This window comes from Shinella sp. 838 (genome assembly GCF_029623935.1).
Taxonomy (GTDB): domain Bacteria; phylum Pseudomonadota; class Alphaproteobacteria; order Rhizobiales; family Rhizobiaceae; genus Shinella.
The window spans coordinates 121692-146525 of sequence record NZ_JARSBQ010000009.1; the positions used below are offsets into that span (position 1 = coordinate 121692).

Below are 24834 nucleotides of genomic sequence, written 5' to 3' on the forward strand. Positions count from 1 at the left end.
CTCCCGCTCTACGTCCTGACGCGAGGGTCCAGGCTGCGCCAAGCCGCGAGGATCGTGTCGAGCGCTTCACGGGCCTCGGGAATGGCACGGCCCATCGAGAGAAAGCCGTGGATCTGTCCCGGCCAGGTGTGGCACCGGACGTCTGCTTCCGCTTCCAGGCGTTCCGCATAGGCGCGCCCTTCATCAAAGAGAACGTCGTGGCCGGCAAGGATGACGACGGCCGCTGCGGTGCCCTTCAGCGAGGATGCATGGAGCGGTGAGGCGCGCCAGTCCAGGCGGCTGGTTTCGTCCGGCAGATAGTGATCGCGAAACCAGTGCATGGCCTGCGTGGTGAGGCCGAAATCGGTTGCATAGCGGCGATAACTGCCGGAGGTTTGCTGCTGATCCGTTACGGGATAGATCAGCACCTGGCCGAGGATGGCTGGAGCTTGGCCGTCCCTGGCAAGGAGGGCGATGACCGCGGCGAGGTTGCCGCCGGCACTGTCGCCTGCGACGAGGATGCGGTTCGCATTGATGCCAAGAGCGGTAGCCTGCTCCTCCATCCAGGCGAGGGTGGCGGCGCAATCCTCGATGGCTGCCGGGAAGGGATGCTCCGGTGCGAGCCGGTAGTCTGGAGCGACAACAACGGCGCCGGCGTCGTTGGCGAGAGTGCGGCAGATATCCTCATGGGTTTCCGGCGCGCCGATCACCCAGCCGCCGCCATGCAGATAGAGCAGGGCGGGGGCATCGCAAGGCGCTGCGCCAAGGCCACGCCAGACCTTGATACGGATGCCCTGAATGTCGAGCTCTTCCACGCTTTCGACTGGCTCCAGCGGCCATTGTTTGCTGGCAAAACCGTCGAGATACTGTCTGCGGGCCTCTGCTGGTGTGCATTCTTCGACGGGCTTTTCCGGTTCGCCCGGCCAGGCGAGGGCCCGTTCGGCGGATGGGTCGAGCTTGGTCATGCGAGCAGGCTCCGCGCTTCGTCCTCGTGTAGCGCTTTCGGCTGCTCCGTCTTGTCGGCCACAATCTGTGCTGCGCCGATTTCGCCGGCCCGCAGGATCGCCTCCATGATTTCGAGGACGTGCAGCGCCAGGCTCCCGGAGGCGCGAGGCTTGCGCCCCTCAGTTATCGAACGGGCAAGATCCGCAAGGCCCAGCATGCGGTAATTGGCGCGGTCCGGCGCGGTGATCGGCCAGTTGACGGCCCCGAACAGGGCGTTGGCCGTATCCGTTTCCTCCCAGGGTGCGCCCTGTCGTGACACGGCGATCACCCCACCGAAATTGTCCGGATCGGGCAGGCGCAGCGAGCCCTGGGTGCCGTGCAGCTCGATCGGATGGTTGGAGTGGCGGAAAACATCCCAGGAGGTGCCGAAGGTGATGGTCGCACCGCAGGCAAATTCCAGCAGTGAGAGCACGCTGGTCGGTGTGCCGACCTTGAAAGTCGTGCCCTTCTTGGGGCCGTCGGCTGTGATGAGGCGCTCTTCCTGCCCGCTGGTTGCGATTGCCTGGACGCGGCGCACCGGCCCCAGTAGGTTGACCATCATGGTGAGGTAGTACGGGCCCATGTCCATGAGCGGGCCTGCGCCAGGCTGGTAGTAGAAGCTCGGATCCGGATGCCAATGCTCCATGCCGCGCCCCATCATGAAGGCGGTGCCGGTGACGGGCTTGCCGATGATGCCTGCTTCCATCAGGCGGCGTGCATGCCGCCCGGCAGCTCCAAGGAAGGTGTCCGGTGCTGAACCGATGACAAGCCCCTGGGTATCTGCGGTATCGACCAGTCGGCGACCTTCATCGGCCGTCACGCCCAGCGGCTTTTCGGTAAAGACATGCTTGCCCGCGGAGAGTGCGCGCATTGAAATGTCGAAATGCGCTGCGGGGATGGTCAGGTTGAGGATCAGGTCGATGTCGCTGGCTTCAAGAAGCGTGTCGACGTCGGTGACGCGCAGCCCGAATTCCTCGGCACGGTGTTGGGCGGCCTGGCTGTTGAGGTCTGCGCATGCGACGATCTCGACATCGCGAAAAAGCGGGGCGTTGCGCATGTAGGTGAGCGAGATGTTGCCGCAGCCGACAACACCGATCCTGAGTTTCTTGTCGCTCTTCTGTGTCATCTTGTAAGCCTTATCTATCTGTCATCGTTGATAAAATCTTCGTCTTTCCGTGCCACATTAAGCACTTAAAGAACAAATTAAGTTGACGCACGGTAACATTTTATCTTACGTAATGACAAGATGCCTGGGAGGCGTCACCAGTCGCCTTCATCGGGGATTTTCACGGTCGCTTCTGCATGCGGATTCGTGGTTGTCCGCCTGGAGCTGAGATTGCCTCCGTGTGTCGATGTGACGATCAACCGACAGCTCGGGACTTAGCCTATGAAGACTGCAGAACTGCAAATCGGCTGCCAGACATTTACCTGGGAGATGCTGGGGAAAGCCTGGGCCGGCGGCCCTGACGATCTGGTTCGGGCCATTGCGGCCGGCGGCTATTCGGGGATCGAGATCACCGACACCATGATCGGCGGCTATGCCGGCAAGCCTGATGCCTTCGCCCGCACACTCGCGGATGCCGGGCTGCGCCTCGTTTCTTTTGCCTTCGGTTCGTCCAGCGGCTTTACGCTGCCGGATGGGATCGCGTCCGACCTCGAAGCGGCGCGGCGCTGGGTGGATTTTGCAGCGCATTTCCCTGGTGCTCTCGTTTCCATGGGCTCGGCAACGGTGGTGTCCGAGGGTGCACGCGCGGATAAATTCTCGGTTGCAGCCGAGTGCTACAACCGCGCAAGCGAGATCGGCAGATCCGCAGGGGTGGCCGTCGCGGTTCATCCGTCCTCGCATCACAACACGCTGCTGTTTACCCGGGAGGACTATGATGCGCTCTTCGCGCTTCTCGATCCGCAGGTGGGTTGGGTGCCGGATACGGGCCATATCCTGCGTGGCGGACAGGTCATGGGTGACACGCTTGCGGCGTTCCACCCGCGCATCCGCTATGTGCACCTTAAGGACGTTGATGCCGAGGGCGACTGGGCCATGCTGGGGGCGGGCGTGTGCGATGTGCCGGCGGTGATCGAAGCCGTTCGTGCCGCGCCCCTCTTCAATGGCTGGATCGTCGTCGAGGAAGAGTCCACCGTGGCGGGCGAAGACCCTGCTTCCGCAGTCCGCATCAACCGTCAGACGTTGCGCAAACTCGGATACTAGCCGCAGGCCCGCGCCGGGCGATGCCGCTTCGGCTGCAGGCACCCCGGCCGTGAACGCTTTCAGGCGTAGCGGACTTCGACGCCGAGCTTTTCCAGGCGGTGCCGGATACCGTGCGGCATGTTGCTGTCGGTGATGATGAGATCGACGCGCGAGAGGGAGAATGCCTTCGAGGACGCACCGATGTCCCATTTGCTGGAATCGGCGACCAGAACGACGCGGCGCGCCATGCGCACAAGATTGCGTTTGGTCCGGGCGATGTCCTCGGAGACATCGACCACGTCGAAGGACGAGTCGATCGCGTGCGCGCTGACGAAGGCCTGATGCGCGACGAGGCCGCCGAGAGCCTTGTCGGAATCGGAAACGATCGTGCTGACCGTGCTCGGAAACACGCGGCCGCCGATCATGTGAACATCAAGGCCTGGGCGATACATGAGGTGCTGGGCGATGTTCATGGCGGTGGTCGCCACAACGACATTTTTTACTGGCGGCATCTGCATGGCGAGTTGGAGCAGCGTAGAGCCGCTGTCGAAGACGATCGATTGATTGTCGATGATCTGGCGCGCGGCCATCTGGGCGATGCGTCTCTTGGCGTCGAAGTTGCGCTGCATGCGCTCCTCGAAGGCAGCTGCCGGTGAATCCGCGGGCAGGGCTATGGCGCCGCCGTGGGTTTTGATGAGCAGCTTCTTCCCGTCCATAATGTCGAGGTCGGAGCGGATCGTCACTTCTGAAACATCGAACAGGTCCGCGAGCTGGCGCGTGCGAGCCTGACCAATCCGCTGAAGTTCGATCAGGATCTGCTGGCGTCTTTGTTCTGCAAGCATAGGGCTTCGCTGCCTACTCACCGGGTTTCGAATTTCGAAAGGAATTTCTCATCCTTCGCTGTAAAGCGTCGCGCACCTCGTGCCCCATTGAGGATAGCACGGGAAGAAATCGTATGAGAAGCGTTAAATGAAAGGAATCGAAAGATTGAATGTTCTTTTTCTTTCGAGTTAGGGTCAGGCCAGAAAACACGGAGGAGTTTTTCATGGGTCTCGGTACCAAAATTCGACTGTCACGCCTCTTCTCGAACGCTTCGGGCAATCTTTTTGGCGGCGCGGTTGACCACTTCGTTGGCTACGGCAATGTGCGTGAAGGTGGCCTAGCAGACCTGCCAGGCGCATTGAGCCGGGTCATGGCCGGCGGGCCTGACTATGTCAGCATCCAGCCTGGTGCCGCGCGGCATCTTTGGTCCGACTATGCGGGCAAGGCGGCTCTTGTCATCCAGGCCGGCTGCTTCACGGCCGACGACCGGATCCGCCAGCTCATCGCCACCCCGGAAGATGCTGTGCGTTACGGAGCGGATGCGCTGGCCGTTGCCATTCCCGTGCGCGGCAACACGGAAGGCGAATACATTCGCTGGTTGACCGATACGGTGAACGCTGCCGCGCGCTTTGAGATGCCGGTCATTGCCCATGTCTATCCACGCGATTTTTCCGATGGCGGCAAGATCGTTTTCACGCCGGATGAAATCGCCTACGCGGTCCGGATCGGCTACGAAACGGGCGTCGATGTGGTCAAGGTTGGCTACACCGGCGATTTCGATTCCTTCCGTGAGACCGTCGCCACCTGCCCGATCCCGATCGTTATTGCCGGCGGCCCGAAGACGGAAACGCTGCTCGGCGCGCTGCAGCAGACTTCGGATGCCCTGCGCGCTGGCGCGCGGGGTGCGGTCGTGGGGCGCAACCTCTGGGGACACGGCGATACGACAAAGGCCGCCCGTGCCTTCAAACTGGTCATTCACGATGGCTTGGCGCCGGAAGAGGCGCTCGCTGCGGCCGGCGCGTGAACCATGGCCCGCGCCTTTGACGTCATCGGCTTTGGCGCCCTGGCGGTCGACGACATCGTTTATGTCGACCGTCCCCTTTCTGCCGGCAAGGGAAAGGTGACGAAACGTGTCCGCGACCATGGCGGCAATGTCGCCACTGCGCTCGTCGCCGTCGCCCGCCTCGGGGGGCGGGCTGCTTTCGTCGGATGGCTGGGCGAACCCGCGCAGGATATTGGCGGGCGCGAACTGGAGCGCGAGGGCGTCGACACCGCTTGCGCGCCTCGCCATGCCGATGCGGCTCCCATCCGGTCCATCATCACCGTCGGGCCGGATGGTGATCGCTTCATCGCCTATGATGACGATGTGTTGCACGGCACGGCACCAGATTTGCCGGACGTCGTGTTCAGCAAGGCACCGGTTCTCCTCATCGATGGCTACGCCATCCATTCGGAGGCCGCTGTCGTGCGGGCGCACGCGCTTGGCCTTTCCATCGTCGCCGATATCGAGTGGACCGCCGGCTCTGCAAGCGACCGAATCCTGTCGCTTGCCGATCATCTCGTGCTGCCGATCGCCTTTGCCAGGTCCCATCTGGAACAGGATGATCCGCGGGCACTCCTGGAGGCGCTTTGGTCGCCGGATCGAGCGGCGGTGGTTCTCACCGATGGCGACCGTGGCAGCTATGTCCGGCAGCGGGGCGATCCGGTCTCTTGGCACCTCCCGGCCTATATGGTCCGGGCCGTGGATACGACCGGCGCAGGAGATTGTTTCCATGGCGCCTACGCGCTGGCGCTGGCCGAGGGCGGCCGCCCACTTGATTGCGCGGCTTTTGCGGCCGCCGCAGCGGCCATATCGGTGACGGCGCATGGCGGTCGCCTGGGGCTGCCGGATAGGGCCGCATGTCTATCCTGGATGGCCGGGGCACACGCGCCCGTCCCTGTTCCCCTACGCAGTTAGACCCCTCCCGTCCTCAACGTGATATCCCAGCCGCCGGTGCGCTGAAGCGCGCCGGCATATGCATGATGCTGCGCGCTCGGCATCAAGTGCATGCCTTAGATAAAAAATTACGCGCGTTAAAAAATAAAATATCACGCATATCATTTTTTGAACTAAAAAACATGTTTGTTATCAATGTGATGAGCTTGTTTCTTATTCTTGTCGTGGCTTTCAGGTGTATTTTTTCACCTTGACTTTGTTGGTCACTCCTGAGCCTTCTGTCGAAAATCGATAGCAGCGGTGGAGGCTGCCGGTCGGTGTTCGGGACGGTGCAGGGAGGATGCGACGTGGCTGAGGTTGTGCTGGACAGGATCTGCAAGACCTATGGAAACAACTATCATGCGATCAAGGATTTGAGCCTGACGATCCACGATGGTGAGTTTCTGATCCTCGTGGGGCCATCGGGTTGCGGAAAATCGACGGCCCTGCGGATGATCGCCGGCCTTGAGGAAATCACGAGCGGCACGCTGAGCATCGGTGACCAGGACGTGGCAGACCTGCCGCCGAAAGACCGCGACATTGCCATGGTGTTCCAGAGCTACGCTCTCTATCCGCACATGACCGTTTTCGACAACATCGCCTTTTCGATGAAGCTGGCGGGGAAGAGCAAGGCGGAGCGCGCCAAACGGGTAAACGAGATCGCCAAAATCCTGCAGCTCGAAACGCTGCTGCAGAACAAGCCGGCGCAGCTCTCCGGCGGTCAACGCCAGCGCGTGGCGATGGGTCGGGCGATGGTGCGCGAACCTGCGGCCTTCCTGATGGATGAGCCCCTGTCCAATCTCGATGCAAAGCTGCGTGTCCAGATGCGCGCCGAGATCGCCAGCCTGCAGCGCCAGCTGGGCGTGACGACCATCTATGTCACCCACGACCAGACGGAGGCGATGACCATGGGCGACCGCGTCGCGGTGTTGAAGAGTGGCGTGTTGCAGCAGGTGGATACGCCAAGGGCACTCTATCACAAGCCGGTCAACGCGTTCGTTGCGGGGTTCATCGGCTCGCCTTCAATGAACCTGTTCGAGGGGCGCCTGGAAGGTGGATCGATCCGGCTCCCGGGCTTTTCGATCCCGTTGCCGGCAAGTGTCCGCGAGCGTGTTCCCGGTCTTGCGGCTTTCGACGGCAAGCCTGTCGTTTTTGGAATCCGTCCTGAAGATCTCCATGACAGCCGCCTGCCGTCGGGCGCGGCCTATCCGACCATCCCGGCATTGGTCAGAACGACCGAGGAGCTTGGTTCCGAGCTGATCGTGCACCTGAAAGTCGAGGCGGCCCGTGTCGATTCCGGTGATCCGGATGCCGTCGAGGATCTGAGCGGCGCGGCCAACACGGTGGCACGGTTTGCGGCCACCAGCATGGTCAAGGCCGGAGAGCAGATCGATCTCGCTATCGACCCGGCAAAGCTGCACTTCTTCGATGTGCAGACCCATGCGGCTCTCTAGGTGCCAGATCCGGGCTTGGCTGCCGTGATCTCCGGGACACCAGGCTCGACGTCCGCGGCGAACGATGAAACTTGAAGGGGGCAGCAATGCCAGCAAAACAGGAACGGCGCCTTCGCGTGGGCGTACTCGGCGCGGGGCAGATCGCCCAGGCCGCCCACTTCGAAAGCTGCACCAAGGCGGCCAACGCCGATCTCTATGCGATCTGCGATGTCGCCGATGATCTTCGCGAGCGCATGGCGATCACCCACGGCGCTGAGAAGACCTACAACGACTATGATGCGATGCTTGCGGATCCGGATCTCGATGCCGTGATCATCGCGACCGCCGATGCATTCCACGTTCCGGCCTCGCTGCGTGCGCTCGAAGCCGGCAAGCATGTGCTCTGCGAGAAGCCGGTCGGTGTGACGGTCGAGGAATGCCTCACGCTCAAGGCGGCCGTCGAAAAATACGGCAGGGTGTTTCAGGTCGGGCACATGAAGCGTTTCGATGCCGGCCTGCAGGCGGCAAAGTCCTTCATTGCCGATGAGATGGGCGAGATGGTTGCGCTCAAGGCCTGGTACTGCGACAGCACCCACCGCTATCCGATGACCGATGCCGTGCAGCCGCTGATCGTCACCAGCGCCAATGCGAAGAGGCCTTCGGCCAACCCGAAGGCCGACTTGCGCCGCTACTACATGCTGGCACACGGCTGCCATCTGATCGACACAGCGCGCTATTTCGCCGGCGACATCGTTTCGGTCCAGGCGCGGCTTTCCGAGCGGGCAGGCATCTGGTGCTGGTTCGTGGATGTGGAATTCGCTTCCGGCACGCTTGGCCACCTTGATCTGACGGTCCAGGTCCGCATGGACTGGCATGAGGGCTTCCAGATCTATGGCAGGAACGGGAGCGTCCTCGGCAAAACCTATAACCCCTGGTACTACAAGACGAGCGAGGTCGACATCTTCCGCGAGGCTGACGGCGCAACCCATCGCGTCCTTGGTGCGGATGGCCATTTCTATCGTCGTCAGGTCGAAGGTTTTGCCCGCACCATCCTCGATGGCTCTCCGATGGAAGGTGCCGATATCGATGACGGTCTTGCCTCCGTCCGCGCCATGGTCGCCATCGCCCGCTCAGTCGAAAGCGGCAGGGCGGTCAGGCTCTCCGATGTGACGGGTGGTGTCTGATGAAACTTGGGATCTTTGCCAAGACGTTTGAAGGCGCGCAGCCCAGGGCGGTGCTCGATGCGGCAGCTGCGGCCGGCTTTGCCTCGGCGCAATACAACATGGCCTGCTCGGGTCTCGCCTCCATGCCGGATTCGATCGATGAGGGAGAGGCGGGTGCGGTCGCCGCTGCGGCGAAAGACGCCGGCATCGAAATCGCCGCCGTCTCCGGCACCTACAACATGATCCATCCAGACCGGGTCGTACGTGAGGCGGGCCACCGCCGGCTTGCCGTGCTGGCGGCGTGCAGCCGTGCGATGTCCACGCGCCTGATCACGCTCTGCACCGGCACGCGCGATCCGCTCGACCAATGGAAGGCACACCCGGACAACGACACACCGGAAGCCTGGCGGGACCTGGTGGAGGCCATGGAAACGGCAATCGATATCGCCGACCGCCATGACATCGATCTCGGCATCGAGCCGGAACTGGCCAATGTGATCAATTCGGCGGAAAAGGCCCGCCGGCTGATCGACGAGATGCAGAGCCCGCGCCTCAAGATCGTGCTCGATCCCGCCAATCTCTTCGAACGAGCAGCGCTCGATGCGCAGCGCGCGACCATCTCAGCCGCCATCGATCTTCTCGCCGACCGCATCGTCATGGCCCATGCCAAGGACAGGAACGCGGACGGCAGCTTTGCGACGGCCGGCAAGGGTGTGCTCGACTATACGCACTATCTCGATGGACTGAAGGCGATTGGTTTTGCCGGCGGCCTGATCACCCACGGGCTAACCGCGGCCGAAGCCGAGGGTGTTGCCCGTTTCCTGTCGGAAAAGCTCTCCGGGGCGCGGCGATGAGTGCTGCATTCGAGGCAAGCGATGGCACGCGGCTGAATGTCGATACGGCAGGAGAGGGCATACCGGTCGTCTTCCTGCACGGTCTCTGCGGCGATTCGGGCCAGACCGCGGAGGTGTTTCCGACTGATACCGGATTTCGCCGCATCACCATCGAGGCCCGCGGCCATGGCCGCTCGCAAGCCGGAGCCTTCGGCAAGCTTTCGATCTCGACCTTCGCAGATGATGTCGCCGACTATATCGAGTCCGCCCTGGAGGCGCCGGTTGTCGTCAGCGGCATCTCTATGGGAGCTGCGATTTCTCTTCGCCTTGCGGTGCGACGGCCGGAACTCGTCCGTGCGCTTGTCCTTGCCCGACCTGCCTGGCGAACGGCCGCGGCGCCGGAGAACATGGCGCCGAATGCCGAAGTTGGCCATCTGCTCGCGCATTTACCGTCCCCGGCCGCAAAAGCTGCTTTCTTGGCAGGATCGACCGGCCGGCGTCTTGCCGCTGAAGCGCCGGACAACCTGGCCTCCCTCACCGGTTTCTTCTCGCGCGAACCTGTGGAGGTCACCGGCGCGCTTCTGACCGCCATTGCGAAGGACGGCCCAGGCGTGACGGAGGCAGATCTTGGCGGCATTGCCGCGCCGACCCTCGTCATCGGTCATGAACGGGATCTCATTCATCCCATTGCCTATGCGCGTGCGCTGGCGGAACAAATCCGCACGGCACGCTTCATTCAAATCACGCCAAAGGCGGAGGACAAGGTGCAGTACGTCGCCGATTTCCGCCGTGCCATGGCTGTCTTCCTGAAGGATCTCTGACGTATGAACATCACCGCCAGAAACTGGATCGCCGACCTTCCCAAGGATCGTCTGATTGCCGAATTCTCCGTCTGGTCAGCCGATCTTATGCGGCTGGCCGATGATCTCGCCCGCGTCGAGCCCCATGTCGATATCCTGCACATCGACGTCGCCGACGGCCATTTTGCGCCGGCGATGCTGTTCTTTCCCGATCTGGTGGCGGGTGTTCGCAAGGTTTCCGGGCGGCCGATCCACGTTCATCTCATGGTCTCCGACGACATCCTCCTCTCGCAGATCGAGCAATTCGCCGATGCAGGCAGTGATCTCATCAGCCTTCACGTCGAAAACGAACGTGTCGCAGACGCAGCCCTCGACCTGCTTGAACGCCGCGGCATCGCTGCCGGTATGGTGCTGCGGGTGGAAACTCCCGTCGAGCGCATCCGCCGCTACGCTGCTCGGCTGCAGTTCATCACACTGCTTGGAACTGCAATCGGTGTGAAAGGGCAGGGCCTTGATGAGCGTGCGGGCGCACGCCTGCAGGAGGCAAAAGGCATCATCGCCGCGTGCGGGGCGGAGCATCGCATCGTGCTTGCGGCCGATGGCGGTATCCGAGAGCACACCGTGCCGATTTTGCGTGGGGCAGGTGCGCAGACGGTCGTACTCGGTTCGCTTGCCTTTAATGCGCCTTCGCTCGAGGAGCGCATGGCGTGGCTTCATTCCCTCTGAAGGTGCATCCGACCATGCATGAGATCGCCATCGGCATCGATCTTGGAGGCACGCAGGTTCGCGCCGCGCTCGTCGGCGCGCGGGGAGAGGTCATCGCGCGCGCCGAGGAGCGGACGGATGCAATGGCCGGGCCGGATCGTGTGCTTGACCAGATCGGAGCGCTTGCCGATGGTCTGACCGCTGATGTGGGGACCGCCAGGGTGGTTGGCATCGGTATCTCGACGCCGGGGCCGATCGACACGATCTCGGGCATAGCGCGGGATATCCCGACGCTTGCCGGATTTGCCGATTTTCCTCTGAAGGCTGAGTTGCAGAAGCGGTTCGGCGTTCGCGTCAGCCTCGAAAACGACGGCATTGCCGCCGCCATTGGTGAATGGCAGTTCGGCGCAGGCAGGGGGCTGGAAAACCTTGTCTATGTTACGGTCAGCACGGGCCTTGGCGGCGGCGTGATTGCTGATGGGCGCGTGCTGCGCGGCCGCAAGGGGATGGCAGGGCATATCGGTCACATGTCCGTCATGCCGGATGGCGCGCTCTGCCTTTGCGGCAACCGGGGATGCTTCGAGGCCTACGGATCCGGTACGGCCTTCACGCGGCGCGCGCGGGACCGGGCTTTTGCGTGCACGGAAACCCGTTTGGGGGCTGAGGGCGCCGCCATCGACAGTCGCGCCGTGTTCGCCGCCGCCAGATCCGGGGACGCCCTGGCAAATACATTGATCGACGAGGAGGCGGAAATCCTCGGCCGGGGTTTCACGAGCCTCCTGCACATCTTCAGCCCTGATGTCATCATCATGGGCGGCGGTCTCTCGCACGAATTCGAGCGTTTGCATCCCGGCATCCAGCGCTACATCGCCGAATGGGCTATGCCCGCCTTCAAGGATGTGCGCGTGGTGTGCGCTGCCCTCGGCCAGAATTCCGGGCTTATCGGCGCGGCCGCCCTGGCATTCCTTGCGGCAGACATGCAAAACGACAGGCAACTCTCTTCTTCACAAGCGGCCAAGTCCTTCCCCATGTGATGGCGGAGGGGAGTGGGGGTCGAACCCACCCGGGACAGGCTCGCTGCCCCAACCGGATTTGAAGTCCGGCCGTCCCACCGGAGACGATTCCCTTCCTGAAGCCGTGCCTGCAAGGGCAAAGCGGCTTTGCCGGACCGACGGATTGCAGAACCTAGAGATCGAACAGGTCGCTGCGATGAGGATTTATGCGGCGCAAGTCGCCTTTGCGCAAGGTCAGGCCGAGACGGTCGAAGAAGTCGAGGATCTCGATGGCGACCTTGCGGCCGTTATGAACCCTGTCGCGAAAGGCGGGCGCGGTGAACCAGCCGTCCTCAGCCTGTGCGGCGACACCATGCACGATCGCTGCCATCTCCTTTACAACCTCACGGGCGAAGAAATGGTCATGGGCAATCTGGTCTGTCCGTCCAAGCTTCTGCGTGAGTTTCAACATGCGCCGCACCGCACGCTCGTCCATGCCGAAGCTTTCTGCGAAATCGCGTACACGCGGCGGCCGGAAGCGGCCTTCACCCAACAGATGCGGTTTGACACGGTCCCAGAGACCTTCATCTGCGGCTGAGAGCCGCGCCGCGTGCCCGGGCAGGCGCAGGAACGCGCCATCGAGAACCACGCAACCCGCCGCTGCCTCCGTTTTCAGAAAGGTGAGGAACGTGTCCTTGGGCAGGCGGAGAGGAAGGGCGAGGCGCAATCTCTCGCGGCCGATCCCGGCGAGGTCGGGATTGTCCGCATGGAACGCCGCCAGATGTTCGACAAGATCGGCCTGCAGGCGGCCGAGGGCTTTCGAGGAAAGGGCAAAGGCTCCGACCGTTTCGGCGTTCGCGGCGTCGAGGATGCCGGGCTGGGCGCTTTCCGCAAGGCCGCGGTCGCGGAGAAAGACGGCAAGATCGACCGGAGCTATGGCGGCGAGCCCGGAAAGAGCCACGGCAGGTTCGGTGCTGCGGGCGGCGGAGAGGCAAGCCAATCGCTCCGGCGTGCCGCGCTTGCGGGCCGGTGGGCGGAGGTCGAGGAATCGGCCGCCGCCGATCGTGCGGCTGGCGGAGGTGTCGCGCAGGATGAATCGGTCGCCGATGGCTGCCGCGACCGGGCGATCGAGAACCAGTTGCACAAAGCCCTCGCCGCCGGGCGAAACCGGGCCGTCGAGCGGCACGACCCGCGCGCCGACCTCCGCTGCGTGGCTGTGCAGCCGGGCTGGAAACCATGTTCCGATGGCCTTGGTCTCCGATGCCAGCACGCAAAGCACTGCATCGATCCGGTCCGAGGGTGCATGAAGAGGCGGGGAAAGCACGATGTCACCACGTCGGAGAGCATCCTTTGTCACCCGATCACCGGCAAGGTTCAGTGCGCAGCGCTGGCCGGCAAGCCCTTCGGTAGCCTTGCGGTTCTGCGCGTGGATGCCGCGCACGCGGGCCGTCAGGCCGGAGGGGCTGACGGTAACGACGTCGTCCAGTCTCACCTGCCCGGACAGCATCATCCCCGTGACCACTGTTCCTGCGCCTGGCAGTGTGAAACTTCGATCGACGGAAAAACGCAGAAGGCCGGCGTGGTCGCGTGCCGTGCTTTCCGATTCGGCTTCGGCGAGCGCGCTGCGCAGGGCTGGGATGCCTTCGCCGCTCTGCGCGGAAACCGGGATGATCGGGGCTGTGCCAAGTCCGGTGCCCGCAAGGGTCGTGCGGATCCTCGCCGTCACCTCGGTTCGGCGCTGCGGGTCAACAAGGTCGATCTTGGTGAGGGCAACGACACCCCTGGTTATCCCGAGCAGGTCGAGGACCGCGAGATGCTCGCACGTCTGTGGCATGATGCCGTCGTTTGCGGCGACGACCAACAGTGCGAAGTCGATACCACCGGCGCCGGCAAGCATGGTGTGGAGCAAGCGTTCATGGCCGGGAACGTCAACGAAGCCGGTAATCGTGCCGCCGCCGAGATCGGCATACGCAAAGCCGAGGTCGATGGTGATGCCACGGGCTTTCTCCTCGGCAAGGCGATCGGGGTCCGTGCCGGTCAGCGCCTTGATGAGCGCGGTCTTGCCATGGTCGATATGCCCTGCCGTCCCGACAATCATAGGGCTGCAAGCGCCTCCAGCAGATCGTCGTCGCGCTCAAGGCAGCGCAGATCGAGGATCAGCGCACCGTCGCGGATATGGCCGATGATAGGGGTAGGGAGGACGCGCAACCGGGCGGAAAGACGGTCGGGCGCATCGCCACCGGCACCCGTCAGCCGGAGACCGGCGCTTGCGATCGTGTCGACCGGCAGGGCACCGGACCCGACCTGGCTTCTGCAGGAACAGTGGGTCGCGGAAAAACCGTACGGGGCAAGCAGCGTAGCGACCGCAGGCGCGAGGCGGTTGGCCTGCGCTGCAATCTCAGCCTCCGGGCGGGCGAGGAAGCGAAGGGTCGGCAGGCGCTCGCCGAGGCGGTCGGGGTCGCGGTAGAGTTTCAGCGTTGCCTCAAGTGCGGCGATACGGATTTTGTCCAGCCGTACGGCGCGCTTCAACGGGTTGCGGTTGATCGCGGCGACGAGATCGCGCCTGCCGACAATGAAGCCGGCCTGCGGCCCCCCGAGCAGCTTGTCGCCGGAGAAGGTGACGAGGTCTGCACCCTCGGCGACTGCTTCTGCGACCGTCGGCTCGCGCCGCAGACCGAACGCAGAGAGGTCGACGAGCGAGCCCGAGCCAAGGTCGTTCAGCAGCGGCACGCCAGCCTTTCCGGCAATGCCCGCCAGTTTCGGTGCGGGCACTTCGGCCGTGAAGCCCTCAATACGGTAGTTTGAGGTGTGGACCTTCAGGATGATGCCGGTTTCAGGGCGGATCGCCTCTTCGTAGTCGCGCGGGTGGGTGCGGTTGGTGGTGCCGATCTCGACCAGTCGGGCTCCGGCGCGGGCCATAATGTCGGGCATGCGGAAGGCGCCGCCGATCTCGATCAGCTCGCCGCGTGAAACGATGGCCTCGCGCCCGGCTGCGAAGGTGTTGAGCGTGATCAGCACCGCGGCGGCATTGTTGTTGACGATAGTGGCGTCTTCCGCGCCGGAAAGCTCCCTGAGAAGTCCGCGCAGATGATCATCACGCTGTCCGCGCCCACCGCCGGTAAGGTCGAACTCCAGCGCCAGCGGGTGGGCCATGGCAGTCGTCGCAGCCCGGATCGCGTCATCGGCGAGGATTGCGCGGCCGAGATTGGTGTGCAGCACCGTGCCCGTGAGGTTCAGCACCGGGCGCAGGGTGGAGCGCGCTGCAGCCACGAGATCCCCGGCGACCCGACCCGGCAGATCGGCAGCAAGGGTCGCGCCATCCGCGCCGCCGCGGATCTTCTCCCTGGCGATTTCAAGCCGCGCGCGGATCGCGGTGACAACGGCAAGCCGACCGTACGCTTCGGCCAGTGCCAGTCCCTCTGTCGACGTGAGTATCTGGTCTACGGAGGGAAGCGCGCGAAATCCCTGCATCAATAGCCTGCCAGATAGGGGTTGAAGCCGCCGCGGCGGAAATCGGTCTCCTTCATCAGGATATCGAGGCCCAGACTGCCGACATCATCGGCAACGGGATCGAGGCTGGGGTTCTTCGTCGTATAGAAGATCTTGATCCAGGAATGGCATTCCTTGCAGGTCTCGGCCTTCACCGTGGCCTCCGTGGTCTCGACCGAACGATAGCTGATCCCCTTTGTCGAACCGCAGCAAAGGCATTTCACCCTGACTTCATTCCAGCAGGTGGCGCAGCAGGCGCAGGCGGCGTAGCGCACATTCTCGATGCCCTGTGTGCCCATGACCGATGTGGTGGCGGGGCGTCCGCCGCAGGCGGGACAGAGACCGGTTCCGACAGGGACCAGTGCGCCGGCATCAAGCGTAGCGGCGAGCCTTGCCAGGTGAACCTGCACCGCAGCGGCGGCGAAGAGATGCGGAGCGGCGCTGTCGTCAGGAATCCGGTCCGACAGGATGTTTGACAGGAGCCAGATGCGGTCCGCCGGCTCGGCTGCGCGCACGGCATCAAGCGCCAGGCGGGCGGGGTCGGGCATGGAGAGCCCGGCGGCCCCTTCGACAAAGGCGTCCAGCGTGACCCCGAGGGCGGGATCGGCGGAGATCCTCAGCCGGTCGATGGGTGGCATGGCGCTGCGGGAGGCCTCGGTGATGCGCATCGGCGCGATGGCGGTCACCGGCGGCAGTGTTGCGGCAAGCCGGGCCTGCAGACGCGAGAGTTCGGCGAGGAACGCAAGGTAAGGCGCCAAAGGATTGCTTTCAGCGAGGAAGGCGAAGCGGCGAGCGCGTGTCTGGAAGAGCTTCACCGGCTCGGGCAGGAAGGCGAGCGGAGGTTTGGGCACGCCGCCGATGAGCGTGGGATCGGGCTCTAGGTTCTGCGCCATGAAGCCTCCGGCGATGCTTTGTCTTGGCAGGCTATTTTGACGGGTCGGTGTGCTGGCGTCCAGCCAGTTCGCGCAGCCATTTGCGATGGTGGCGGAAGGCCCAGCCGCCGGTGACGGTACCGCGCGTCATCGCGCGGATCGTGCCGCGCGTCCAGATCGCCGCATAGACATGAACGATGAAGATAAGGATCGCTCCGACCGCGGCCAGCGCATGCACGGCGACGGCGACGCGGCGCACAGGGATGGAAACGAGGTGCGGGAAATACTGCTCCCAGATCATGATGCCCGTCGTGACGAGCACGATGATCAGCGCGGACATGCCCCAAAATACCAGCTTCTGTCCCGCATTGTACTTGCCGAGCTCGGGCAACTTGTCTTCGTCGCCCTTGAGCATGTCGCCGATCTTCAGGCTCCATTCCACGTCCTCGCGTCGCGGCAGGTTGAGCTTCCACATCTGCACGAAGAGCAGGAGGAAACTTGCCACCAGCACCAGGCCGACGATGGGATGCAGCCAGCGCGTTGTCTGCCCGCCGCCAAAGAGGCCGGTCAGCCAGAACAGGGATGGGTGGAAGAAGGAGAAGCCGGAAAGGAGGAGCAGGATCATGCAGAGCGCGGTGACCCAGTGATTGAGCCGCGTAATGCCGCGATAGCGGCTCACCAGGACCGGGTGCTTCGTTTCGATCTTGTCGCCGGGGGCCGAATAGATCCGTTTCTCGGTCATCAAACCTCCCTGCCGCCAGGCATCTGGCCGGCATCGTCGACGAGGTCCTCTGCCTCCTCCTCCTCGTGCTCCGTCACCTCGTTCGCCCGGGCGAAAAGGCCGTGCAGCAGCGCGCCGGCTGCGGCAATGCCCGCCACGGCAAGGCCAACCGTCTTGGCCGGCCCCTTCCAGCCGCGCACCACGGGTGATATCTGCGGATCGTCGGGCAGACCAGCATAGAGCGAGGGCTGGTCGGCGTGGTGCAGCACATACATGACATGGGTGCCGCCGACGCCTTGCGGATCGTAGAGGCCGGCATTGTCGTAACCGCGCGATTTCAGATCCTCGACGCGCTCCTCGGCAAGCGCGATCATGCTCTCCTTGGTGCCGAAGGTGATCGCATTTGTGGGGCACGCCTTGGCACAGGCCGGGCCCTGACCGACGGCGACGCGATCCGAACAGAGTGTGCATTTCTTCGAGACGTGTGCCGTCTTGGAGATGCGCGGGATGTTGAAGGGACAGCCCGCCACGCAATATCCGCAGCCGATGCAGTTGTCGGAGATGAAATCGACGATGCCGTTGGAGTACTGCACGATCGCGCCAGGGGCAGGGCACGCCTTGAGGCAACCCGGATCGGCGCAATGCATGCAGCCATCCTTGCGGATCAGCCATTCCAGCTCGTTGGTCTTCGGGTTCTCGTATTCCGTAAACCGCATGAGGGTGAACATGTCGGGCGTCAGATCATGCGGGTTCTCGTAAACCCCGACATTCTCCTCCACGTCCGGATGAGTGTCGTTCCACTCGATGCAGGCCGACTGGCAGGCCTTGCAGCCGATGCACTTCGACACGTCGATCAGCTTGGCGACTTGGGTGAGCTGTCGTTCGGGCGCAGGCAGGTCGCTCGTCGCCGAAGCTTTGATGACGTCTCCAGGCAGGAGGTTCGACGGCAAGGGCTGGAGTGGCGGGTTGGCCGCTGCCGTCAGAGGTTCCGGTGCGCGTTCGCTCATGACGAGGCCTCCTCTGCCGCCGGCTCGATATTGACAAGGAAGGCCTTGAACTCCGGCGTGTCTATGTTGGCATCGCCGACGAAGGGGGTGAGGCTGTTCGGCCCGAACCCCTTGCGCGCTGCGCCCATGAAACCCCAATGCAAGGGAATGCCGACCACATGCACCGTCTTGCCGCCGCACATCAGTGGGCGGATGCGCTTCGTGACCACGGCTTTCGCCCAGACCTCGCCGCGCTTGCTCCAGACCCGTACGCGCCCGCCCTTGACGATGCCGCGCTCGGCCGCCAGCTCCTCGCTGATCTCCACGAAGAATTCCGGCTGCAGCACGGCGTTCACGCGGTTGTGCTTCGTCCAGTAATGGAAGTGCTCGGTCAGGCGGTAGGAGGTAGCGACGAAGGGATAGTCGGCACTGGTGCCGAGCTGCTCCACGTCGTTCGGGAAGATCCGGGCGACCGGGTTGCCACGCAGCTTCGCGTTGAACGGGTTCTCGACCGGGCTTTCGAAGGGCTCCATGTGGATGGGGAAGGGGCCGTCGCGCATCAGCTTGCGCGCAAACAGCCGGGCGGTGCCTTCCGGCGTCATGATGAACGGCATCACCGTTTCGGGTTTGGCCGTCACCGCGATATCCGGCACGTCGAAGCCGGCCCATTTCTCACCGGTCCATTCAATCAGCTTGCGGCTCTCGTCCCACGGCTTGCCTGCAAGATCGCAGGAGGCGCGGTTGTAGAGGATGCGGCGGTTTGCCGGCCAGGCGAAGGTCCAGTTGAGAAAAGTACCAATATCGCCCGGATCGCTGTTGTCGCGCCGCGCCATCATGTTGCCCTCCTCCGTCCAGGAGCCGGCATAGATCCAGCAACCGGACATGGTGGAGCCGTCGTCGCGCATCACGGCAAAATTCGGCAGGAGCTTGCCAGCCTGGACCAGCACTTTTTCCGGATCGGCGGGATCAGTGAGGGTCTGGAGCGCCCGCCCGTTCATGTCCTGCGCCAGCTCCGCGGGCTCAGGGTCGTAGGGATCCTTGTAGTCCCAGGAAAGGTTCAGGATCGGTTCGGGACAGACCCCACCCTCTCTGCGGTAGAGTTCACGCACCCTGAGGAAGATGTTCGCCAGAATCCAGGTGTCGTGCTTGGCCTCGCCCGGAGGCGTCGCGCCCGGCCAGTGCCATTGCAGCCAGCGGCCCGAATTGACCGTCGCCCCCTCGTCCTCGGCAAAGCAGGTGGCGGGTAGCTGCAACACCTCGGTCATGATCTTCGAGGAGTCCACGTCGTTGTAGATGCCGTGGTTTTCCCAGAAATGCGCTGTCTCGGTCTCCAGCGGGTCGATGGTGACGAGCAGCTTCAGCTTCGACAGGCCCTCCGTCAGCTTCGCCCGATTGGGGAAGGAGAGCAGCGGGTTGAAGCCCTGGCAAAAGTAGAGGTTCACCTCGCCGCGGCTCATCATGTCGAACATGCGCAGGATGTCGTAGTAGGGTACGTCGAGCTTCGGCAGCCAGTCGAAGCCCCAGTCGTTCTCCTTCGTCGCGGCCTCGCCCCACATGGCCTTCAGGAAGCTGACCATGAATTTCGGCGTGTTTTGCCAATAGCTCGTCTGGCCGGGAACGAGCGGCTTGTTGCCGCGCGTCGACATGTAGGTTGCGTAGTCCGGCTCCTTCTCCGTTGCCAGGTTCATGTAACCCGGCAGGGTGTTGGAGAGCAGGCCGATATCGGTGAGGCCCTGGATGTTGGAGTGGCCGCGCAGTGCGTTCACCCCGCCGCCCGGCAGGCCGACATTGCCGAGGATCAGTTGCAGCATAGCCATGCCGCGGATGTTCTGCGCCCCTTTGGAATGCTGGGTCCAGCCGAGCGCGTAGAGCGAGGTCATCACCTTGTCGCGCGCCGCGGTCGCGCCGATCATCTCGCAGATCTTCAGATAGCGATCCTTCGGCGTGCCGCAGATGTTCTCCACAAATTCAGGCGTATAGACGGCGACATGCTGCTTCAACAGGTTCCAGACGCAGCGTGGGTCGGAGAGCGTCGGGTCGGCCTTCACCGTCCCGTCCGCGTTCATCTGATATTCCCAGGCGGTGCGATCGTAGTCGCGTTTTTCCGCATCATAGCCGGTGAAGAGGCCGTCAGCCCAGGCGAAATCCTCGCGCACCAGGTAGGTGGCGTTGGTATAGGCCTTCACATAGTCCCACTGCACCTTGTCCTTCTCGATACAGTAGCGGATGGCGCCCATCAGGAATGCGATGTCGGAACCGGGACGGATCGGCGCATAGACGTCAGCGACCGAGGCCGTGCGGTTAAAGCGCGGATCGACGACGATCAGCCGGGCGCCGCGATGGTGTTTTGCCTCCGTCACCCATTTGAAGCCGCAAGGATGCGCTTCCGCCGCATTGCCACCCATGACGATGACAAGGTCAGTGTTCTTGATGTCGGTCCAGGCGTTCGTCATTGCGCCGCGGCCAAAAGTTGGAGCCAAACTGGCTACCGTGGGGCCGTGTCAGACGCGTGCCTGGTTATCGAAGCCGACGACACCCATGGACCGGACGGTCTTGTAGGTCAGCCATCCGGTCTCGTTGGTGCCGCCCGAGGCGGCGAGGAAGCCCATGGTCGTCCAGCGGTTGACTGTGACGCCGGCCGCGTTCTTCTCGATGAAGTTCGCGTCGCGGTCGTCCTTGATCGCCCGGGCGATCTTGTCGAAGGCCTCCTCCCAGGAGATGTCCTCCCAGCGGTCAGCGCCGGGTGCCCGGCGGCGCGGCTTCGTGGCGCGGGTCTCGGACTTCACGAAGTCCTTGAGCGCCGCGCCCTTCGGACAGAGCGTTCCGCGGTTGGTAGGATGGTCGGCGTCACCCTCGATGTGGATCAGCTCGGCCGTCTCTCCGGCACTGAGGTCGCCCTTGGAGTACATCAGAATCCCGCAGGCGACCGAACAGTAGGTGCACACATTGCGGGTTTCAGTGGTCGTCGCCAGTTTGAACGCGCGGACATGAGCGGCTGTCGCGGCCTCCGCGGCCCCGAAGCCCATGGCTCCGAGCGAGGTTGCCGCCGCTCCCGCGCCGGCGAGCTTCAGGAAGCTGCGGCGGGAAAGATCGATGTTCATTCGCTGTCCTCGTACCTGCCTTGCGGATCGGTCGAAGCTTGATCGTCTGCCTTGCTGCCGGACCTGTCAAGGTAGGACTTCGGATGAAAGCCATGGTCTTGGGAGCAACGATGGGCCATGATCGCGGTGACGACGCCTGCTGCTGCCTGCGCGGAGAAGGAGTTCCTGCCGATGTCCGACACGGTCGTTCCTGACGAGCCCCGCCTCACGTCGCTTGCCCATGGCGGGGGGTGCGGCTGCAAGATTGCGCCTGGCGTGCTCTCGGAGATTCTGCGCGGCCGGGCGGCTCTGCCAGTACCGCCGGATCTGCTGGTGGGGATAGAAACGTCTGACGATGCGGCCGTCTACCGCCTTAACGACAGCCAGGCTATCGTCGCGACGACCGATTTTTTCATGCCGATCGTCGATGATCCGCATGATTTCGGCCGGATCGCTGCGACCAATGCAATCAGCGATGTCTATGCCATGGGCGCCAGGCCGCTCTTCGCGCTGGCGCTGGTCGGTATGCCGGTCAACACGTTGTCCACTGCAACGATCGGTGCCATCCTCGACGGGGGTGCCGTCGCCTGCCGGGCGGCGGGTATTCCCATTGCGGGGGGGCATACGATCGATTCCGTCGAGCCGATCTACGGTCTTGTCGCGCTTGGCCTTGTTGACCCGGCCCGGATGAAAGGCAATGCCGGTGCGCGGCCGGGTGATGTGCTGATCCTTGGTAAACCGCTCGGTGTCGGCATTTTCTCGGCGGCATTGAAGAAGGGCGCGCTCGACGCGGCCGGTTATGCACGCATGATGGAGACGACGACGCGTCTCAACACGCCGGGGCCGGACCTTGCGTTGCTCGACGGCGTGCACGCGATGACGGATGTGACCGGGTTCGGTCTTGCCGGCCATGCTCTCGAAATGGCGCGCGGGGCGGGTTGCCAGTTGCGGATAGAATGGTCCAGCGTGCCACTTCTTGAAGGCGCTCGTGAACTTGCCGGCAAGGGGTTTGTCACCGGCGCGTCCGGGCGCAACTGGGCAAGCTACGCCGCGGATGTGGCCTTCGTTCGTGACATGACCACCATTGATCAGGCTCTTCTCTGCGACCCCCAGACGAGCGGCGGCCTGCTCGTTGCCTGTGACGCGGCTGGGACCGCGGCGGTTCTCGATATCTTTGCCCAGCACGGCTTTAGCGCGGTGGCCATCGGCGAAGCCGTGCAGGGAAAGGCCGGGCTCTCGATCGTCTGAAGCCTCACCCAATCAGCAGCCTACGCCGTGATGGCAGCAGTACCAGATCGTTGGGACGGCGGCGGCGATGCTTGCCTCGTGCCGATGAACAAGTTTTGAAGTGCCACCGCTTCCGGCGGCCAGTACGGTTAGCCAAAGGAGCCTGTGGCGGTCTATCGGGGCGGTTGGTCAGGTTCGCAAAGGCCGCGCGCCAGTTTGAAATCCAGCCCGTCGCCGAGGCGGGCCATCAGCTGCTCTGGCGCAAGAGGCGGAGAAAACAGGTAGCCCTGGCCAAAATCGCAGCCATAGGCCAGCAACTGTTCCAGCTGCGCCTGCGTTTCGATACCTTCTGCGACCACCGTCATGCCAAGCGCGTGGGCAAGACCGATGATTGCGCGAACGATCGTACAGGTGTCCTGCGCGCTGCTCATGCGGGACACAAAGCCGCGGTCGATCTTGATGCGGTCGATGGGAAAGCGGCCGAGGTGGGAGAGCGAGGCATAGCCGGTTCCAAAGTCGTCAAGGGCAATGGAGAAACCGGCGGTGCGCAGGGTCTTCAGCCTCCGGGCGATCTCATCACCGGCTTCATCGAGCAGGATGTTCTCGGTCAATTCGATTTCGACGTCGCCCGGCGTCAGGCCATGGCGATGAACGGCGGCCTGCAGCATAGGCACAAAGCCGACCTGCCGTATTTGTGCGGAGGCGATGTTGATGGCGACCGGGCCTGTCTCCATGCCGTTTTGCCGTAGGCTGCCGATCGCCTCCAGGGCCTTGTTCAGGACCAGATTGCCGAGATCGCCGATCAGACCGCTTTCTTCGGCGATGGCGATGAAGTCGGAAGGGCTGACCGCGCGCCCTTCGTTCGTCCAGCGCGCCAACGCCTCGAAGCCGGTGAGCCTGTGATCGGAGAGCGTAAATTGCGGCTGCAGCGCGACGTCAATCGCGCCGCGCGCCACCGCGCTGGTCAGCGCTGCGGTAAGGCGGCGGCGCTGCTCGACATGGGCGCGCATGGCACGGGTGAAGATGCGATAGGTCCCGCGACCCTCAGCCTTGGCACGATAGAGGGCCATGTCGGCCTTGCGCAGCAAAACCTCCAGCGCGTGGCCGTCTTGGGGGAACCGTGCGATGCCGAGACTGAGCCGCGGGGCAAGGCTACGGCGCTGGACCATTGCCGGGCGCTGGACCGCGGCCAGCAGCCGCTGCGCGAGGGCGTCGATACTGTCACGCCTGCCGAGCTGCGGCACGACGACGGCGAACTCGTCACCACCGAGCCGCACGACCGTGTCCGAGCGGCGGAAGGCTTCCGTCAACCGCTGTGCAATGGTCTTGAGCAACGCGTCGCCGGCTGCGTGCCCCATGGAGTCGTTGATCTGCTTGAAACCGTCGAGGTCCATGACCACGAGCAGGCCGCTGGTTTGATTGCGCCGACAGGCCGTGACCGCCTCTTCGAGCCTCTGGGAGAGTACCGATCTGTTCAGGAGCCCGGTAAGCGGATCGTGTTCGGCCAGGAACTTGATGGCCGATTCCGACCGCTTCAATTCGGTAATGTCGGTACGTGTTCCGACGATGTGGCCTGAGGTGGAGCGGCGCTCACGGATCTGTATCCACCGGCCGTCGGCAAGCTCCTGTACCGTGCTTCGGCCGGGATTGCGATGCGCGCGCAGCCGCGCGCGAAGCCAGGCCTGATGGGACTCGCCCGTATTGCGCGGCAGAACGTACTGCCCCTTCGCCAGGCCGTGCTGCAGGATCGATTCAAAGCTCGCGCCGATCCGGATCGCTTCTGCAGGATGCATGTGAAGGTTTGCATAGGAGCGATTGAAGAGCACGAGGCGGTCGTTCGCATCAAAGGCGGCAATCCCGTCTGGCACCGTTTCCATGACATCGACAAGCAACGCCTCGGTACCGCGTCGCCGTTCGACCTCCTCGTGCAAGGCCTGTTCGGCGGCTTTGCGCTTGGTGATATCGTAGCGGATCGAGATATAGGCCTCTACCCGTCCATCGGAACCGACCAGTGGCACGATGGTTGTATCCACCCAATAAAGATTGCCATCCTTGGCACGGTTGCAGATCTCTCCGTGCCAGACCTGACCATAGGCGATCGTTCTCCACATGCCCTCGAAAAACGCCTTCGGGTGGTGCCCGGAATTGACGAGACGGTGCGGTTGCCCGATAAGCTCGTCTTCCCGGTAGCCGCTTACTGCGCAGAATTGCCTGTTGGCGGAGAGGATCCTGCTGCGCCGGTCCGTGACGGCGACGATGGCGTGCCGATCAAGCGCCGCCTGATAGGCGCCCAGCAGCTTTGTCAGGCCGCTTCCCTTGTCATCTGTGCGGGCGCTGGCGTTTTGCTGTAGCATGCCGATGATTCCGCTCCCCTTCAAAATCTCGTCGCGCTCGGATTGGTGCTCGAATATGTCGGATGGCTGCATGTATTCTGACAATTCATGCAATGGCAGATCTTCCATTGACGGCTCCAGCAGGGAACAGGCCGCACATCATGCCGGTGCGGGCACCATGTTATATTAGGGATTGATTTAGGTTATTGGGTTATTAAGGAATTTTGACAGGTAAATTCGGGGCTGACCCATTGA

20 protein-coding genes and 1 tRNA gene are annotated in these 24834 nt (G+C 63.4%); 10 read left to right on the forward strand and 11 right to left on the reverse strand.

What is annotated here, in order from left to right; translation table 11 throughout:
* Nucleotides 1-8 precede the first annotated feature (8 nt).
* A complete protein-coding gene (locus P9A16_RS23670) occupies nt 9-944 on the reverse strand; it encodes an alpha/beta hydrolase (RefSeq protein ID WP_023511987.1) in 936 nt (311 codons plus the stop codon).
* The gene (locus P9A16_RS23675) at nt 941-2089 is read right to left on the reverse strand and encodes a Gfo/Idh/MocA family protein (RefSeq protein WP_024269899.1); all 1149 of its coding nucleotides are present in this window, start codon (nt 2087-2089) and stop codon (nt 941-943) included. Before P9A16_RS23675 ends, P9A16_RS23670 begins: the two co-directional genes overlap by 4 nt.
* A 261-nt stretch (nt 2090-2350) precedes the next feature.
* Here P9A16_RS23675 and P9A16_RS23680 point away from each other — a divergent pair, with 261 nt between their 5' ends.
* Nucleotides 2351-3169 (forward strand): sugar phosphate isomerase/epimerase family protein, encoded by an 819-nt coding sequence (locus P9A16_RS23680; protein WP_023515645.1) that lies wholly within the window; start codon nt 2351-2353, stop codon nt 3167-3169.
* Between the two features lie 59 nt (nt 3170-3228).
* On the opposite strand, the gene P9A16_RS23685 is transcribed toward P9A16_RS23680, so the two are convergent.
* Nucleotides 3229-3990, reverse strand: coding sequence for a DeoR/GlpR family DNA-binding transcription regulator (locus P9A16_RS23685; protein ID WP_024269900.1), 762 nt, complete (start codon nt 3988-3990; stop codon nt 3229-3231).
* 203 nt (nt 3991-4193) lie between these two features.
* Here P9A16_RS23685 and P9A16_RS23690 point away from each other — a divergent pair, with 203 nt between their 5' ends.
* The 8 genes from P9A16_RS23690 (at nt 4194) to P9A16_RS23725 (ending at nt 11913) form a co-directional block, all read left to right on the forward strand.
* Nucleotides 4194-4994, forward strand: coding sequence for a class I fructose-bisphosphate aldolase (locus P9A16_RS23690; RefSeq protein ID WP_023514338.1), 801 nt, complete (start codon nt 4194-4196; stop codon nt 4992-4994).
* Between the two features lie 3 nt (nt 4995-4997).
* A complete protein-coding gene (locus P9A16_RS23695; protein WP_023514339.1) occupies nt 4998-5927 on the forward strand; it encodes a PfkB family carbohydrate kinase in 930 nt (309 codons plus the stop codon).
* Nucleotides 5928-6253: 326 nt separating this feature from the next.
* Nucleotides 6254-7399, forward strand: coding sequence for an ABC transporter ATP-binding protein (locus tag P9A16_RS23700; protein WP_037404728.1), 1146 nt, complete (start codon nt 6254-6256; stop codon nt 7397-7399).
* An 86-nt stretch (nt 7400-7485) separates the two neighbouring features.
* The gene (locus tag P9A16_RS23705; protein ID WP_023512740.1) at nt 7486-8562 is read left to right on the forward strand and encodes a Gfo/Idh/MocA family protein; all 1077 of its coding nucleotides are present in this window, start codon (nt 7486-7488) and stop codon (nt 8560-8562) included.
* Complete coding sequence (locus P9A16_RS23710; protein ID WP_023512739.1) at nt 8562-9395, forward strand: sugar phosphate isomerase/epimerase family protein; 834 nt, start codon at nt 8562-8564, stop codon at nt 9393-9395. The genes P9A16_RS23705 and P9A16_RS23710 overlap by 1 nt, the downstream gene beginning before the upstream one ends.
* Nucleotides 9392-10195 carry an alpha/beta fold hydrolase gene (locus P9A16_RS23715; RefSeq protein ID WP_023512738.1) on the forward strand — a complete coding sequence of 268 codons (804 nt, stop codon included), beginning with the start codon at nt 9392-9394 and terminating at the stop codon, nt 10193-10195. Before P9A16_RS23710 ends, P9A16_RS23715 begins: the two co-directional genes overlap by 4 nt.
* 3 nt (nt 10196-10198) lie before the next feature.
* Entirely contained in the window at nt 10199-10900 is a 702-nt protein-coding gene (locus tag P9A16_RS23720; protein ID WP_023512737.1) for a ribulose-phosphate 3-epimerase, read from the forward strand.
* Between the two features lie 14 nt (nt 10901-10914).
* Nucleotides 10915-11913, forward strand: a complete 999-nt coding sequence (locus tag P9A16_RS23725) for an ROK family protein (RefSeq protein ID WP_050746047.1) — start codon at nt 10915-10917, stop codon at nt 11911-11913.
* Here the strand turns inward: P9A16_RS23725 and P9A16_RS23730 are convergent.
* The 7 genes from P9A16_RS23730 to fdnG form a co-directional block, all read right to left on the reverse strand.
* A tRNA-Sec gene (locus P9A16_RS23730) sits at nt 11914-12009 on the reverse strand.
* A 55-nt stretch (nt 12010-12064) separates the two neighbouring features.
* Nucleotides 12065-13969, reverse strand: a complete 1905-nt coding sequence (gene selB, locus P9A16_RS23735) for a selenocysteine-specific translation elongation factor (RefSeq protein ID WP_023512735.1) — start codon at nt 13967-13969, stop codon at nt 12065-12067.
* Nucleotides 13966-15342, reverse strand: a complete 1377-nt coding sequence (selA, locus tag P9A16_RS23740; protein ID WP_023512734.1) for an L-seryl-tRNA(Sec) selenium transferase — start codon at nt 15340-15342, stop codon at nt 13966-13968. The genes selB and selA overlap by 4 nt, the downstream gene beginning before the upstream one ends.
* Nucleotides 15342-16253 carry a formate dehydrogenase accessory protein FdhE gene (gene fdhE / locus P9A16_RS23745; protein WP_023512733.1) on the reverse strand — a complete coding sequence of 304 codons (912 nt, stop codon included), beginning with the start codon at nt 16251-16253 and terminating at the stop codon, nt 15342-15344. Before fdhE ends, selA begins: the two co-directional genes overlap by 1 nt.
* Nucleotides 16254-16284: 31 nt before the next feature.
* On the reverse strand, nt 16285-16974 hold the full coding sequence (locus P9A16_RS23750) for a formate dehydrogenase subunit gamma (protein ID WP_023512732.1): 690 nt from the start codon (nt 16972-16974) through the stop codon (nt 16285-16287).
* On the reverse strand, nt 16974-17960 hold the full coding sequence (fdxH, locus tag P9A16_RS23755) for a formate dehydrogenase subunit beta (protein WP_024269902.1): 987 nt from the start codon (nt 17958-17960) through the stop codon (nt 16974-16976). Before fdxH ends, P9A16_RS23750 begins: the two co-directional genes overlap by 1 nt.
* Nucleotides 17957-21040, reverse strand: coding sequence for a formate dehydrogenase-N subunit alpha (gene fdnG, locus P9A16_RS23760; protein WP_278025948.1), 3084 nt, complete (start codon nt 21038-21040; stop codon nt 17957-17959). The genes fdxH and fdnG overlap by 4 nt, the downstream gene beginning before the upstream one ends.
* A 171-nt stretch (nt 21041-21211) precedes the next feature.
* Here fdnG and selD point away from each other — a divergent pair, with 171 nt between their 5' ends.
* Nucleotides 21212-22267 carry a selenide, water dikinase SelD gene (gene selD / locus P9A16_RS23765; protein ID WP_023513824.1) on the forward strand — a complete coding sequence of 352 codons (1056 nt, stop codon included), beginning with the start codon at nt 21212-21214 and terminating at the stop codon, nt 22265-22267.
* Between the two features lie 152 nt (nt 22268-22419).
* Here selD and P9A16_RS23770 read toward each other — a convergent pair whose 3' ends face one another.
* A complete protein-coding gene (locus P9A16_RS23770; RefSeq protein ID WP_278025949.1) occupies nt 22420-24708 on the reverse strand; it encodes a putative bifunctional diguanylate cyclase/phosphodiesterase in 2289 nt (762 codons plus the stop codon).
* Between the last annotated feature and the right edge of the window lie 126 nt (nt 24709-24834).

Excerpts from the sequence above, each read along its gene's own strand:
- P9A16_RS23675 (WP_024269899.1), bottom strand. The coding sequence starts at position 2,089 with ATGACACAGAAGAGCGACAAGAAACTCAGGATCGGTGTTGTCGGCTGC.
- fdxH (WP_024269902.1), bottom strand. The coding sequence starts at position 17,960 with ATGAGCGAACGCGCACCGGAACCTCTGACGGCAGCGGCCAACCCGCCA.
- P9A16_RS23670 (WP_023511987.1), bottom strand. The coding sequence starts at position 944 with ATGACCAAGCTCGACCCATCCGCCGAACGGGCCCTCGCCTGGCCGGGC.
- selB (WP_023512735.1), bottom strand. The coding sequence starts at position 13,969 with ATGATTGTCGGGACGGCAGGGCATATCGACCATGGCAAGACCGCGCTC.
- P9A16_RS23725 (WP_050746047.1), top strand. The coding sequence starts at position 10,915 with ATGCATGAGATCGCCATCGGCATCGATCTTGGAGGCACGCAGGTTCGC.
- P9A16_RS23680 (WP_023515645.1), top strand. The coding sequence starts at position 2,351 with ATGAAGACTGCAGAACTGCAAATCGGCTGCCAGACATTTACCTGGGAG.
- P9A16_RS23705 (WP_023512740.1), top strand. The coding sequence starts at position 7,486 with ATGCCAGCAAAACAGGAACGGCGCCTTCGCGTGGGCGTACTCGGCGCG.
- P9A16_RS23710 (WP_023512739.1), top strand. The coding sequence starts at position 8,562 with ATGAAACTTGGGATCTTTGCCAAGACGTTTGAAGGCGCGCAGCCCAGG.
- P9A16_RS23750 (WP_023512732.1), bottom strand. The coding sequence starts at position 16,974 with ATGACCGAGAAACGGATCTATTCGGCCCCCGGCGACAAGATCGAAACG.
- P9A16_RS23720 (WP_023512737.1), top strand. The coding sequence starts at position 10,199 with ATGAACATCACCGCCAGAAACTGGATCGCCGACCTTCCCAAGGATCGT.
- P9A16_RS23695 (WP_023514339.1), top strand. The coding sequence starts at position 4,998 with ATGGCCCGCGCCTTTGACGTCATCGGCTTTGGCGCCCTGGCGGTCGAC.
- fdhE (WP_023512733.1), bottom strand. The coding sequence starts at position 16,253 with ATGGCGCAGAACCTAGAGCCCGATCCCACGCTCATCGGCGGCGTGCCC.
- P9A16_RS23685 (WP_024269900.1), bottom strand. The coding sequence starts at position 3,990 with ATGCTTGCAGAACAAAGACGCCAGCAGATCCTGATCGAACTTCAGCGG.
- selA (WP_023512734.1), bottom strand. The coding sequence starts at position 15,342 with ATGCAGGGATTTCGCGCGCTTCCCTCCGTAGACCAGATACTCACGTCG.
- P9A16_RS23690 (WP_023514338.1), top strand. The coding sequence starts at position 4,194 with ATGGGTCTCGGTACCAAAATTCGACTGTCACGCCTCTTCTCGAACGCT.
- P9A16_RS23770 (WP_278025949.1), bottom strand. The coding sequence starts at position 24,708 with ATGGAAGATCTGCCATTGCATGAATTGTCAGAATACATGCAGCCATCC.
- P9A16_RS23715 (WP_023512738.1), top strand. The coding sequence starts at position 9,392 with ATGAGTGCTGCATTCGAGGCAAGCGATGGCACGCGGCTGAATGTCGAT.
- selD (WP_023513824.1), top strand. The coding sequence starts at position 21,212 with ATGTCCGACACGGTCGTTCCTGACGAGCCCCGCCTCACGTCGCTTGCC.